The sequence below is a fragment of the Virgibacillus ihumii genome (genome assembly GCF_902726655.1).
In the GTDB taxonomy this organism is placed as follows: Bacteria; Bacillota; Bacilli; order Bacillales; family Amphibacillaceae; genus Lentibacillus; species Lentibacillus ihumii.
Genome location: NZ_CACVAN010000001.1, coordinates 1,765,101 through 1,778,388, shown reverse-complemented (window position 1 = coordinate 1,778,388; position 13,288 = coordinate 1,765,101). Strand labels below are relative to the sequence as shown.

Here is a 13,288-nt window from a genome sequence, read left to right as displayed (position 1 = left end):
GAAGGGGATGGTTTTCATGAACTTAAGCGAAAAACTGGCAAATTATATTATAGATACGAATTACGAACAGTTGCCTGAGGAAGTAGTACGCTTTACAAAGTTATGCATACTGGATTACTTCGGATCAGCTATTGCAGGGTCCACTATGGATCCAATACGCAAAATAGATGAGTTTATTAAGGAAATGGGTGGAGACCCGCAGGCAAATCTGATAACAGGTGGACATTCATCTGTCACTCAGGCTGCATTACTTAATGGGGCATCAGGTCATATTGTTGAACAGGATGATATTCATAAAGGGTCAATTATACATGCAGCGACAGTTGTGATTCCTGCAGCATTAGCCATTGCAGACTGGAAACAACTTTCGGGGGAAAAGTTGATTAATGCAATTGCTGTCGGTTATGAAGTTTGTTATCGAATTGGTGAAGCGGTATCACCGTCACATTATTATTATTGGCATAATACGGCAACTTGCGGTACGTTTGGGGCTGCTGCAGCTGTCGCGAAATTATTGCACTTAAATAATGAACAAACTGTTTATGCTTTAGGGAGTGCCGGGACACAGGCTGCAGGTTTGTGGGAGTTTATTGAAGACGGTGCGATGTCAAAACAACTTCATCCTGGAAAAGCTGCGATGAACGGAGTCATTAGTGCTCTATTAGCCGAGAAGGATTTTACTGCAGCACAAAAAATATTGGAAGGAAAACGTGGATTTTTTGAAGCAATGAGCAATGAATACGACATCTTCAAAATCACCAAGAATTTGGGTGAAGAATATAAAATCTTGGAGAACTCTTTTAAAGTTCATGCTTCCTGCAGACATACGCATCATGCTATGGACTTGATGATTGAATTGTCGGAAGAAAAGAAAATCAGTTTAGATCAAATTGATCGAATTAACGTAAAAACATATCAGTCAGCACTTGATATTACGGATAATAAAGCACCAACCACCCAATATGCGTCGAAATTTAGCATGCAATTTTGTACAGCATTAGCTTTATTGAAGGGACAAGGGAGTTTGGAAGATTTTAATGAAAAAAGTTTATGGGATGACGACGTCCGCAATTTAATGGATTATGTAAATGTAATCGTTGACCCGGAGATTAATAATCAGTATCCGGAAAAGTGGGGAGCAATTGTTGAAATACAAATGAAATCTGGAGAGGTTATTAGTAAAAAAACAGATTTTCCAAAAGGGGATCCGGATAATCCTGTCTCGGAATATAAGCTGCTTGAGAAATTTATGGGGCTTGCTAAAATGTGGGACGAGAAGGATAGGAAGATTTTATCTAAAATGATTCTTAATCTGGAACAGGTGGATGATACAAGAAGTCTTTTGAGTTTTAAAAAGGGGAGTATGGTGTAAAATGAGAGGTATAACAATGGAGAGAGGTAAAAGATTATCTTCATTGTCTGAAAATGCTTAAGCATATACAATATCAAGTTAATGAAATGGAGATTTTATTATGTCCGAGAAAGTTGATTTACGAATTGGTGATCGGGAAATGCTGCATAATCAGGTTTGTAGTGTATTGAGAAGAGCAATCTTGAAAGGTGATTTTAAACCTGGGGAAAGGTTGGTACAATCAGAACTTGCCGAGCAAATAGGTGTTAGTCGAATGCCTATTCGGGAGGCTCTAAGAACACTTGAAACCGATGGACTGGTTACACTGGAACCGCATAAAGGGGCGGTTGTTCGTTCACTAAAGAAGGAAGATATTAAGGAAATTTATGAACTCCGATCAGTATTGGAGCCATTAGCCTTAAAGAAGGGCATGGGATATTTTAGTAATTGGGATTTGAAAACATTGCAATCCCATCATGAAGCTATGAAACAAGCAAAAAGCGGGGAGGAATATGTAGAATGGAATGTAAGTTTTCATCAATTACTTTTCAGCCGCTGTCAGAGCCCGAGACTTCTCAGTTTTATTGAATCTATTTCACGTGGATTTGCCCAGGACACACCACAGCTGATTCCCGGACAAATCCAGAAATCCAATAAAGAGCATGAGTCTATACTAAAAGCTATATTGGATGATGAAACGGAAAAAGCCGGGGAATACCTGAAGCAACACATTAAAAGAACCGGAGAAGAATTACTTGAATCCCTTGAAAAAAGAAATTTTATATAATTATACAAAGTTGGAGCTAAAGGGATTTTTAATTAGAGAGTTATCAGTAAATTATATTCAAACTGGAAATTAAATCACGATCAAATGTCGGAAAAATGTTAAAATTGGGTTTACAATAAATAAGGTATACATTAAACTTAAATTGTATCCAATCTACAATATCCAATTTTAATAATTTATCTATGAATATACTTTCTGCTGATTTCTTTTTCAGAGGGTGTAAACATACCAAACATACATAAGGAGGAATTGAATGCTACCTTTAGAAGGTGTTACTGTAATTGCTCTGGAACAGGCGATAGCTGTTCCGTTTGCTACGCGCCAATTAGCTGATTTGGGTGCAAGAGTTATCAAAGTAGAAAGACCTGGTTCAGGTGATTTTGCAAGAAACTACGATACGACGGTTAATGGTATGTCGAGTCATTTTGTCTGGTGTAACCGCTCTAAAGAGTCTATAACACTTGATTTGAAGTCGGATGGAGGTAAAGAAGCACTGAGTCGTTTGCTTGAAGATGCTGATGTTCTGATTCAAAATCTTGCTCCAGGTGCATTGGAACGAATGGGTTTTGACCCGCAGGAACTTACAAACAAATATAAGAAATTAATTGTATGCAGCTTGTCAGGTTATGGAAAGGGTGGACCTTACGAGCATAAAAAGGCTTACGATTTGCTGGTACAATGTGAAGCGGGACTTGTTTCCATCACAGGAAGTCAAGATTCACCTTCAAAAGCAGGTATTTCCATTGCAGATATTGCTGCAGGTATGTATGCGTATACAGGAATTTTAACAGCATTACTGAACCGTTTTAGAACAGGCAAGGGAACTGTTATGGAAGTATCGATGCTGGAAGCACTTGGGGAATGGATGGGATATCCAGCCTACTATGCAGCGTATGGTGGAACTGAACCGAAAAGAAGCGGGGCTAGCCACTCCACAATCTATCCATATGGCCCGTTCCAATGTGGAGACAATAAGACGGTGTTTATAGGTCTTCAAAATGAACGTGAATGGAAAAGCTTTTGTGAGCTTGTGCTGGGCGATGTAAGTTTTGAAAAAGATGAAAGGTTTAACAGCAATTCCAAAAGATCTGCTAACCGGGAAGAGTTAAAGTCATTAATTGAAGATAGTTTTAAAGACTTAACCTCTGATGAAGTTATTGAAAGGGTGGAAGCGGCCAAGATTGCCAATGCCCGTCTGAATAATATGAAGGACTTTTTTGAACATCCACAACTGGCTGCACGTAACCGTTGGGAGTCGGTACAAACACCTGTAGGAGAGATCGGAGCTTTAAAATCACCGGTTACGTCGAATGGAATTGATTCTGTTATGAAACCTGTACCTGCACTTGGTGAACATACAGATTTAATTTTGGAAGAAATTGGGATGCACAAAGATATGGCAAGGAAATAATGGAAAAAGGAGTGAAAAAGGAAATGAGTATTCAAGAAGGTTGGAAGGGACGCTTTTATGAAGATTTTAAAATAGGAGATATTTACGCGCATCCGTTAGGAAGAACAGTTACTAAAACAGATAATATATATATGACTTTACTTACTCAAAATACAAATCCTATTCACTTTGATGATCATTATTCTGAACAGACTGAATTTGGAAAACCGTTGGTGGATTCAACATTCACAGTAGCTTTGGTAACGGGCCAGTCCGTTACAGATCTTTCACAGAACGCCATGGCAAACCTGGGATGGGACGAAATCCGTTTGCCAAGCCCGGTTTTTGAGGATGATACCATTTATTCTTTTTCGGAAGTGCTTGAGAAGCGGGAATCTAAATCACGGCCTAATGTGGGGATTGTAAACGTAAAAACCAGTGGCTATAACCAAAGGGGCGAAATTGTCATTACGTTTAAACGAACGTTTATGATCTATAAAAAAGACTATGCACCAAAAAAGGAAAATAAATTATTGGCGGAAGTTCTTGAGAAAGCAAGCCCGAAGACTGAATAATACAGGAGGATGGTTTTAGTGAAAGAGATTCATTACAGCGATATTGTTCAGAATGTGGCACGATTATGTGAAGAGGCGAATTATGATCTCGGTGAAGATGTTGTCACAGCATTCCAACAGGCTGTTCAAACGGAAACTTCCGGCGCCGGTAAAGAAGTGCTGAATCAGCTGATTGAAAATGCTAATATCGCAACAAATAATCGTGTTCCTATGTGTCAGGATACAGGGGTTTCTGTTTTTATTGTAAAACTCGGCCAGGAGTGTCATATAACTGGCGGCAATTTATATGAAGCAATAAATGAAGGGGTTCGTACAGGATACGAAGAAGGATATTTACGTTATTCTATTGTAGATAATCCAATCAATCGCAGGAATACAGGCGATAATACTCCCTCTGTTATCCATACGGAAATTGTACCAGGTAACAATTTGGAAATTTACATGACCGCCAAGGGCGGGGGAGCAGAAAATATGAGCGCTCTAAAGATGCTTACACCAAGCGATGGGCTTGAAGGAATTAAAAAATTTATATTGGACACAGTCCGTGAAGCAGGGCCCAATGCATGCCCACCCCTTGTAGTTGGCGTTGGAATAGGTGGTAATTTTGAGTCGTGTGCTTATCTAGCCAAAAAGTCTCTCTTTAAGCCAGTCGGAGAGAGGAATTCCAATCAGGATACTGCTGAACTAGAAGAAGAATTAATACGAGATATTAATAGCTTAGGGATTGGACCACAAGGGATGGGGGGAAAGACTACCGCGCTTGATATAAAGATAGAAACAGCACCGTGTCACATAGCTGCTCTCCCTGTCGCTGTTAATTTAAACTGCCATGCTAGCCGGCATAAACATGTCGTTCTTTGATCAGATGTTTGGAGGGATTAGATGACACAAGTAAGGATACAGGTTCCGTTTGATAGTGAGGAGGTTGTTAAATCATTAAAAGCGGGAGATCAGGTTTTAATGACAGGCACTCTTTATACAGCTAGAGATGCAGCGCATAAAAGAATGGTGGAGCAAATTGAAAATGGTGAAGAACTTCCTTTTGAATTAAAAAATCAGGTTATATATTATGTAGGACCAACTCCTCCCAAACCCGGGGAGGTTATAGGTTCTGCGGGTCCAACGACTAGCATTAGAATGGATAAATACTCACCCATTTTACTTGAACAAGGCTTAAAAGGAATGATTGGTAAGGGTTACAGAGGTAGTGAAGTTATTAATTCAGTTGCCAAGAATAATGCTGTATATTTTGCAGCGATAGGTGGATCAGGTGCACTTTTGGCAAAAAGAATTAAATCGGTTGAATTGGTGGCCTATGAGGATTTAGGGACAGAAGCAATACGGAAAATTTATGTTGAAGATTTCCCGTGTATGGTAATTAATGATATTTATGGAAGGGATTGGTACAAAGAATCGCAAGAGAAATATAAACAACGGTGATAAGAAAGATGTATGACATATTTAAGAATGAGGAGGGTGATAATATGGTCAAAATAACTGAAACAAACGCACCAGTTAAATTAAGTGATCAAGAAAGAGCAGAACTTCGTAAAGAGGTTCGAGATTTATGTCATTCATTCGGAAATGAATATTGGAGAAAGTTGGATGTGCCGAGAGAATACCCTCATGAATTTGTAGATGCGCTGACTGAAGCAGGTTTACTGTCTGTCTTAATTCCACAGGAGTATGGCGGCAGAGGTTATGGACTGACAGAAGCAACTATCATTCTTGAGGAAATTCATCGTGCAGGTGGTCATGCCGCTGCATGTCATGCTCAAATGTATACGATGGGATCTGTGCTGCGCCATGGTACTGAAGAACAAAAAAATAAATACTTACCTGAAATTGCTAAGGGTAAACTCCGGCTTCAGGCTTTTTCCATTACGGAACCTGAAGCAGGCTCGAACACCACTTCAATCGAAACATTTGCTGAAAAAGTGGAAGATGGCTATGTTATAAACGGTCATAAAAACTGGACAAGTCGTATTTTGCAATCTGATTTACTTTTGTTATTAGCAAGAACCAAGCCGTTGCAAGAAGTGGAAAAGAAATCAGACGGAATCAGTTTGTTTTTAGTAGATTTAAGGGAAATTCGGAAAAACCAACCCGATACATTGGAAGTTGAACCAGTTCGTACCATGTTTAACTATGCAACGAATAAAGTGTGGTACAAGGATATGAAAATACCACTTGATAGTGTGATTGGAAAAGAGAATAAAGGATTCAAGTATGTCCTAGATGGCATGAATGCGGAAAGGATTCTGCTCGCATCTGAAACAATTGGGGATGGCTACTTTTTCATTGATAAGGCAACAGAATATGCAAGTGAGCGAGAGGTTTTTAACCGTAAAATCGGGCAAAATCAAGGTGTCCAGTTTCCGATTGCTCATGCCTATGCATCGATTAAAGCTGCAGATTTGATGCGTTCTGAAGCTGCGGAAAAATTTGATGCCAATGAAAAATGCGGTGAAGAAGCAAATACGGCAAAACTTTTATCCAGCGAGGCTAGTTGGGAAGCCGGGAATGTTTGTATAAACACTTATGGGGGCAATGGATTTGTGGATGAATACGATGTCGAGCGTAAATTCAGGGAAACGCGGATGTATCAGGTGGCTCCAGTGAATAATAATATGATTTTAGCGTACATTGGGCAACATGTTTTAGGGATGCCTAGATCCTATTAATAGTTTTAAATGAGGATTGTGGCAGGTAAGTGCAGAGGATAGTTAGATAAATTTGCATACTTAATTGACGGAACTTTCAAAGTTTGGTATATTATTCTCCATAATAAAATATCAGAACGGCTGCTAAATCCAGTTGACTCTTCTGGGCAAGGGGAGCATTCCTAGGGTGTAAACCAGTTGTATGAAGGCAGGAATGAAATGTGTTTCATTCCGTTCATAGTGCTGGTTTATTTTTATTTCAGGAAAGGGGTGAAATTTTTTGTAAGGGATTACATAAAAGGTGTACATGTTCAGTTTGGTACTAATTAGCAGTGACACACAATACATCAGAGAGGATGAGAAAATGTTTACTGATCAGGAGCGAATGATACTTGGGGTTATTGTAGTGATTTATTTTATATTATTAATTGGTTTTTCGTATTATATTAACAACCGAAAAATAAAGAACTATGAAGATTACAATGTTGCCGGACGGTCTGTCTCCATTTTCCCCTTGGTATTAACATTTGTTGGAACAGCAGTTGGCGGGTCGATTTTACTGGGGTTTATGGAAAGTGCTTATCGTTTTGGGATGGGACAGCACTGGCTGAATATCAGTATCTTAATTACTGGTATTATTACAGCGTCCTTTCTGGTTAAGCGGATTCGTCTTATTGGTGAAAAATATAATATGGTTACTCTGGGGGATTTTACTGCACTCAGATATGGCGAAGGTGCCAGGCTTCCAACGGTAATCAGTGTGCTTCTTGCTTATTGTGCGGTTACCGGAATGCAGTTCGTTGCGATTGCGACTATATTAAACTTGACGATCGGCCTCAGCATGACTGCCGGAATTATCATCAGCTGGATCCTACTGACGGTAAAAACATTTTTTGGCGGACTGAAGTCGGTTGTCTGGCAGGATGCAATTCATGGTTCGGTACAGACGATTGGTGTCTTTCTATTATTTGTGGCTGTGCTCTGGGCTGGCAGTGACTGGGGAGAAATGAAGGCATTCGCCGATTCAATTGGTGATTCCGGGGCATTAAGTATTACCAGCATTTCCACGAGTGAAGTGCTTGTCTACTTCTTTACGATTGGCGGATACCAGTTTGTCAGACAGGATTTATGGCAGCGTTTTTGGGCTGCGAAAGATTATAAAACTGCTTTATCAGGTTATTGGATAGCTATCGTTCTTGCTTTTTTGATAGGCGTTGCGATTATTTCGACAGGAGCTTTTCTGAAATACGGCATGCAGATGACGGAAATTGATCCCAACCTGGTCTACTATGAGGCAATCGGAGCTGTGTTTAATTTTCCAATCGTAGTCATTATGGTGATTGCGCTTATGGCAACGGTCATTTCATGTGCGGATTCCTTTTTTATGGCGGGTTCGTCTTCCATTATTAACGATATTATAAAGCCAAGAATGAAACATGCAACTGAAAAAAAGATGCTTCGTTACAGCAGATATTCGGTTATTGCTGTTTCGGTAATTTCGGTTCTGCTTGCATTGTACATGCCTGAATTGGTTGTATTATGGGTGATTGGCACAGCAATGCTCGTTTCGGGACTTTTAGCACCATCTATTTTCGGACTCTTCTGGAAGGGAGCTACCAAAGCAGGCGGTATCTCAGCGATGTGGCTTGGATTGTCGGTTGCGGTAATTTGGCAATTGGCAGGACATCCATTTGGGATTCACCCTGTATTTATCGGGCTGCCGCTCTCCACGTTGACATTAATTATTGTTTCGCTGGCAACGAAAAAAGAACAAACGGATGCGGAAGATATCTGGTTACAAGTGAACTAATAAATGGAGATGTTAGAATGAAACCACTTACGATAAACTTTGCACGAATGAAAGAAACGATTGAATACAGTGCCAAAGTCGGAGAGATTCCCAATAATGGACTCTGCCGTCTCGCTTTATCAAAAGAAGATAAGGCAATGCGGGAACAGTTTCAAGAATGGATGATTGAGGCAGGTCTGGAAGTAAGAGTTGATGATTTTGGCAACATGTATGGCAGACGAAAAGGACAGACAAATCTTGATCCGCTGGTAGTGGGCTCGCATTTGGATACACAGCCAAATGGCGGAAGATTTGATGGTGTGTTGGGAGTGTTGAGTGCTTTGGAAGCGATTCGTACCCTGAATGATTATGAGATCGAAACGTATCGGTCCATTGAAATTGTAAATTTTGCAAATGAGGAAGGGGCGCGGTTTGAACCGCCGTTACTGGGTTCAGGTGGTCTGGCAGGTGTATTCTCAAAAGAATATGTGTATAACAGGCAGGACCGGGACAGGAAAGTTTTCAAAAATGAATTGGCGGAAATTGGTTTTAAAAGTGATGAAAAAAATCGCCTGCAGCGAGCGCACGCATTCTTGGAATTGCATATTGAACAAGGGCCGATATTGGAAAATGAAAGGATAACGATTGGTGCAGTAGAAGGGATTAAAGGAATGTCCTGGCTGGAGGTTAAAGTGACAGGTGAAGGCGGTCATGCCGGACCAACCCCGATGCCGCTTCGAAAAGATGCAATGATGGCGGCAACAAGCATGATTGCACATATTGAACGAAAATGTGCTGATGCTGACGGGGATTTAACCGTAACTGTCGGACGGCTCGATGTAAAGCCAGGTGCAGTAAATTGTATTCCGGAAAAGGTTGTGTTTTCCGTGGATGTTCGGCATTTGGATGATGAAATCCGTGAAAAATTTATTGCTGAAGAAAAGGCGGTTCTGCATGAAATGGCTGCCGATAGAAAAGTGGACTTGGAAACGGAAATGCTATGGGAAGTGGACACATCAACATTTCATGAGGACATCATTTTTCAAGTTTCCAAAAGTGCCGAGCGCCTTGGTTATTCGAACAGACGATTGTACAGTGGTGCAGGACATGATGCAAAATATATGAATGATTTTACTGCAACCGGGATGATTTTTTTGTCGAGTGTGGATGGTAAAAGTCATGTCGAGTCGGAGTTAACCTTGGATGATGATATTTATAAAGGTGCAAATGTTTTACTGGACGCAATGATTCATTTGGCAGACAACAAGGAATAGCGATGCAAGCAGAGGAGGAATTTCCATGGAAAAGAGCACAGGAGTCATTTGGGATGAAAGCTATTTCTGGCATCAAACCGGAAACGGCGCATTAAACATTGATTCCGGTGGATGGATACAGGCAGACACCCATGCCGAAAATCCGGAAACCAAACGCCGGGTTAAAAACTTGCTGGATCGGTCCAAATTTATGAAAGAACTGCAGCAAATCGAGCCGAGGGAAGCATTGCCAGAGGAAGTGGAAATGAATCATGGCCGGGATTATATTAAAAAAATAAAAAGACTTAGTGACAGTGGTGGCGGCGATGCAGGTGAGCATGCGATTGTTGGACCGGACTCGTATGAAATAGCACTCTTGTCAGCAGGCGGAGCGATTACAGCGATTGATGCTGTCATGCAGGAAAAGGTTAACAATGCATATGCATTGACCCGGCCGCCAGGTCATCATGCTGAGCAGGACGAGGGGATGGGTTTTTGCTTATTTAATAATATTGCAATTGCCGCCAAATATGCGAAGGAAAAATATGGACTGAAACGGATTGTGATTATCGACTGGGATGTGCATCACGGCAATGGAACCGAAAGCGCGTTTCGAAATGATCCGGATGTGCTGTTTATCTCGGTGCATCAGGAAAATATTTTTCCGAAAAGGCGCGGACAGATGTCTTATACCGGGGAGGGTGATGGGGAAGGATTTAACGTAAATATCGAATTGCCTGCAGGAACCGGTAATGAAGGGTATTTCTATACCTTTGATCAGGTAATCGAGCCAATCATAGATCAGTTTGAACCGGAGCTAATTATGGTTTCCGCGGGACAGGATCCAAGCAGGTTTGATCCGCTGGGACGAATGTTGATGACTTCGGATGGTTTTTACCAGCTGGCTATGAAGGTAAAGGCGCTGGCGGAAAAACATTGTGAAGGCCGGCTTGTTGCCTGTCATGAAGGTGGTTACAGCACAGCTTATGTACCATTTTGCACGATTCGGATTTTGGAAGCGTTAAGTGGAAAACAAAGTGGTGTTGATGATCCATTCGATCAAGGATATCATGAGGGACCGTTGTATCAGAATCAGATTGATGCGGTTGAGAAGGTTAAGGAGATTCAAGGTAAGTATTGGAGGTTGTAGGGTTTGTTACCATTACGGTTAAAAAATATAATTCAGGGAAAAGGTTGCCAGTCTTAGGGTTGGCAACTTTTTGATTGATATTTGTACGACAATGCATCTTGCTGAAATACATATATGTTTTTTGAATTTTTATATTTTTAGTATCTGTTACCATTCCTGTTATTTAAAATATGAAAAATATTATAAATATCTAAAAAAATTTGACTCCCCTCTTGTAAAACGCTTTCATATATATTAAACTTATACAAAACCGATTTAGTAAACCGTTTTAGTAATTTTGTGGGGAGATTAAAATGACAAAAAAGGTCACGATTACAGATGTAGCCAAGCAAGCTAATGTCTCAAAAAGTACTGTTTCTCAATATCTGAGTGGTCGCTTTGAATATATGGGGATTGAAACAAAAACCAGAATAAAAAATGCAATTTCGAATTTGGAATACCAGCCAAATATTGTAGCAAGAAGTCTTAAAAAGAAAAAAACATCCACTATAGGGGTAATAGTTGCAAATATATTACATTCATATTCAACACAAGTGCTTAGGTCAATAGAAAATGTGTGTAATAAAAATGGATATTCGACCATTATTTGTAATGCAGACGACAATTCAATTAAAGAGAAAAAGTACATTGAAACTTTATTGGCAAAACAAGTTGATGGATTGATTGTGCTACCGACCAGTGGGAACATGGAAATTTATGAAAAGTTACTTATGCAAAATTTTCCAATTGTATTTCTAGATCGTCTTGTTAATGGACTAAATGTTGATACAGTTTTATTGGATAATGAGAAGGCTTCAAAACTTGCAGTTGAACATTTGTTAGATAATGAATACAAAAATATTGCCATGGTCACAACTTCCTTGATTGATAATGTGACTCCCCGGGTTGAGCGAATAAATGGATATGTAAACAGCCTCGAAGAACATGGAATTCCTATTAACGATGAATATATAAAAGGTCTAGATTTGAATTCTTTACAAGGTGGGTTAGAAGAGCTTTTCTCTTTAGAAAAACCACCATCAGCAGTAATTTCAGGTAATGACTTTACGCTAATGGAAATATTAAAATATGCATTTTACCATGATATCAAAATAGGAGAGGACATTGGTTTGATAACAATAGACGAAGTTAGTTTCGGATCGATTCATTCACCCACCTTAACAACAATTGCGCAACCAACCTTTGAGATGGGTACAGAAGTAGCGAAAATATTATTGGATAAAATAAATAACAAAAAAACCAATAGTAAACCTAGAGTTCATAGACATGAACCATCTTTAATAATACGCAATTCATCTAAGAAAGTTGGTGTTGTAAATGAATGATGTAATTACAATTGGCGATGCTATGATAACATTCGATCCTTCTGCAACCGGACCTATGCGCTTTGTTAATTCCTTTTATAGAAAGGTAGGTGGTGCTGAGTTCAATTTAGCAATTGGTTGTGCCCGCCTTGGAATGAAGACAGGATGGATAAGTAGGTTAGGAAATGATGAATTTGGAAGGTACATTTATAATTTTGCCCGTGGAGAAGGAATTGATGTTTCTGAAGTAAAGAAAATTAGTGGTTATCCAACATCTTTAAATTTTAAGGAAATAAATGGAGACGGATCTTCCAAAACATTTTATTATCGTCATCAGTCACCGACTCTAACATTGAATCCTGATTCATTAAATAAAGCATTTTTTGAACAAGCTAAATTGTTGCACATAACCGGTGTGTTTCCAGCTGTAAATGATCAAAATATTGCAATAATAGATAAAGCAATTCATATAGCAAAGGAGCATGGTTTGAAAATTTCAATGGATCCCAATATCCGTTTGAAGCTTTGGTGTGAGGAAAAGGCGCGTGAAACACTATTAAATTGGATGGTAGATGTTGATTATTTAATGGCTGGTACAGATGAACTAAATTTATTATTTGAAACTGATAACAGCAAAAAATGGATAGATAAGGTTAAGGAATACTCTGTTTCACATTTATTTATAAAAAAAGGCGCAGACGGATCAATGCTTTGGACTGATAATAACATCTTTGAACAACCAGTCGAAAAAAATATAAATGTTATAGATACTGTTGGAGCAGGTGATGGTTTTGATGCAGGGGCTCTATATGGACTTTTAAATAATTGGGAGCCAAAAGAAACTTTAAAACTGGCTAATGTTATTGGATCAATGGTTGTAGAGGTTTTTGGTGATAATGAAGGACTTCCTTATTTTGAAGATGCGTTAAATAAACTACATAACAAAAAAATTGTTGAAAGGTAGTGTGGCTGTGATTCAACCAGCGCTTGTAGCAGGTGAAGGTCAATTGGGTCCGAAAATCATTC

The 13,288-nt window shown here is 39.4% G+C and carries 12 protein-coding genes; all 12 read left to right on the top strand.

Going from position 1 to position 13,288, the window contains the following annotated elements; all coding sequences use genetic code 11:
• The first annotated feature begins 16 nt into the window (after positions 1–16).
• The 12 genes from HUX68_RS08780 to HUX68_RS08725 all read left to right on the top strand — a co-directional run bounded on the left by HUX68_RS08780 (position 17) and on the right by HUX68_RS08725 (position 13,226).
• The gene (locus HUX68_RS08780; protein ID WP_174614469.1) at positions 17–1,372 is read left to right on the top strand and encodes an MmgE/PrpD family protein; all 1,356 of its coding nucleotides are present in this window, start codon (positions 17–19) and stop codon (positions 1,370–1,372) included.
• Positions 1,373–1,472: 100 nt separating this feature from the next.
• Positions 1,473–2,138, top strand: coding sequence for a GntR family transcriptional regulator (locus tag HUX68_RS08775; RefSeq protein WP_174614468.1), 666 nt, complete (start codon positions 1,473–1,475; stop codon positions 2,136–2,138).
• 253 nt (positions 2,139–2,391) lie between these two features.
• Complete coding sequence (locus tag HUX68_RS08770; protein ID WP_174614467.1) at positions 2,392–3,549, top strand: CaiB/BaiF CoA transferase family protein; 1,158 nt, start codon at positions 2,392–2,394, stop codon at positions 3,547–3,549.
• A gap of 11 nt (positions 3,550–3,560) precedes the next feature.
• Entirely contained in the window at positions 3,561–4,103 is a 543-nt protein-coding gene (locus HUX68_RS08765; protein WP_246206638.1) for a MaoC family dehydratase, read from the top strand.
• Between the two features lie 9 nt (positions 4,104–4,112).
• Positions 4,113–4,964, top strand: coding sequence for a fumarate hydratase (locus HUX68_RS08760; RefSeq protein WP_174614466.1), 852 nt, complete (start codon positions 4,113–4,115; stop codon positions 4,962–4,964).
• Positions 4,965–4,985: 21 nt separating this feature from the next.
• Positions 4,986–5,543: a Fe-S-containing hydro-lyase gene (locus HUX68_RS08755; protein ID WP_174614465.1), complete on the top strand. Its 558-nt coding sequence runs from the start codon at positions 4,986–4,988 to the stop codon at positions 5,541–5,543.
• A gap of 44 nt (positions 5,544–5,587) precedes the next feature.
• Positions 5,588–6,787, top strand: coding sequence for an acyl-CoA dehydrogenase family protein (locus HUX68_RS08750; protein ID WP_174614464.1), 1,200 nt, complete (start codon positions 5,588–5,590; stop codon positions 6,785–6,787).
• A 343-nt stretch (positions 6,788–7,130) separates the two neighbouring features.
• Positions 7,131–8,576, top strand: a complete 1,446-nt coding sequence (locus HUX68_RS08745; RefSeq protein ID WP_174614463.1) for a sodium:solute symporter family protein — start codon at positions 7,131–7,133, stop codon at positions 8,574–8,576.
• Positions 8,577–8,593: 17 nt separating this feature from the next.
• Complete coding sequence (locus HUX68_RS08740; RefSeq protein ID WP_174614462.1) at positions 8,594–9,829, top strand: Zn-dependent hydrolase; 1,236 nt, start codon at positions 8,594–8,596, stop codon at positions 9,827–9,829.
• Positions 9,830–9,854: 25 nt separating this feature from the next.
• Positions 9,855–10,958, top strand: coding sequence for a class II histone deacetylase (locus HUX68_RS08735; RefSeq protein WP_174614461.1), 1,104 nt, complete (start codon positions 9,855–9,857; stop codon positions 10,956–10,958).
• 293 nt (positions 10,959–11,251) lie between these two features.
• Positions 11,252–12,283 carry a LacI family DNA-binding transcriptional regulator gene (locus HUX68_RS08730; protein WP_174614460.1) on the top strand — a complete coding sequence of 344 codons (1,032 nt, stop codon included), beginning with the start codon at positions 11,252–11,254 and terminating at the stop codon, positions 12,281–12,283.
• Positions 12,276–13,226, top strand: a complete 951-nt coding sequence (locus HUX68_RS08725; protein ID WP_174614459.1) for a sugar kinase — start codon at positions 12,276–12,278, stop codon at positions 13,224–13,226. The genes HUX68_RS08730 and HUX68_RS08725 overlap by 8 nt, the downstream gene beginning before the upstream one ends.
• Positions 13,227–13,288: the final 62 nt, after the last annotated feature.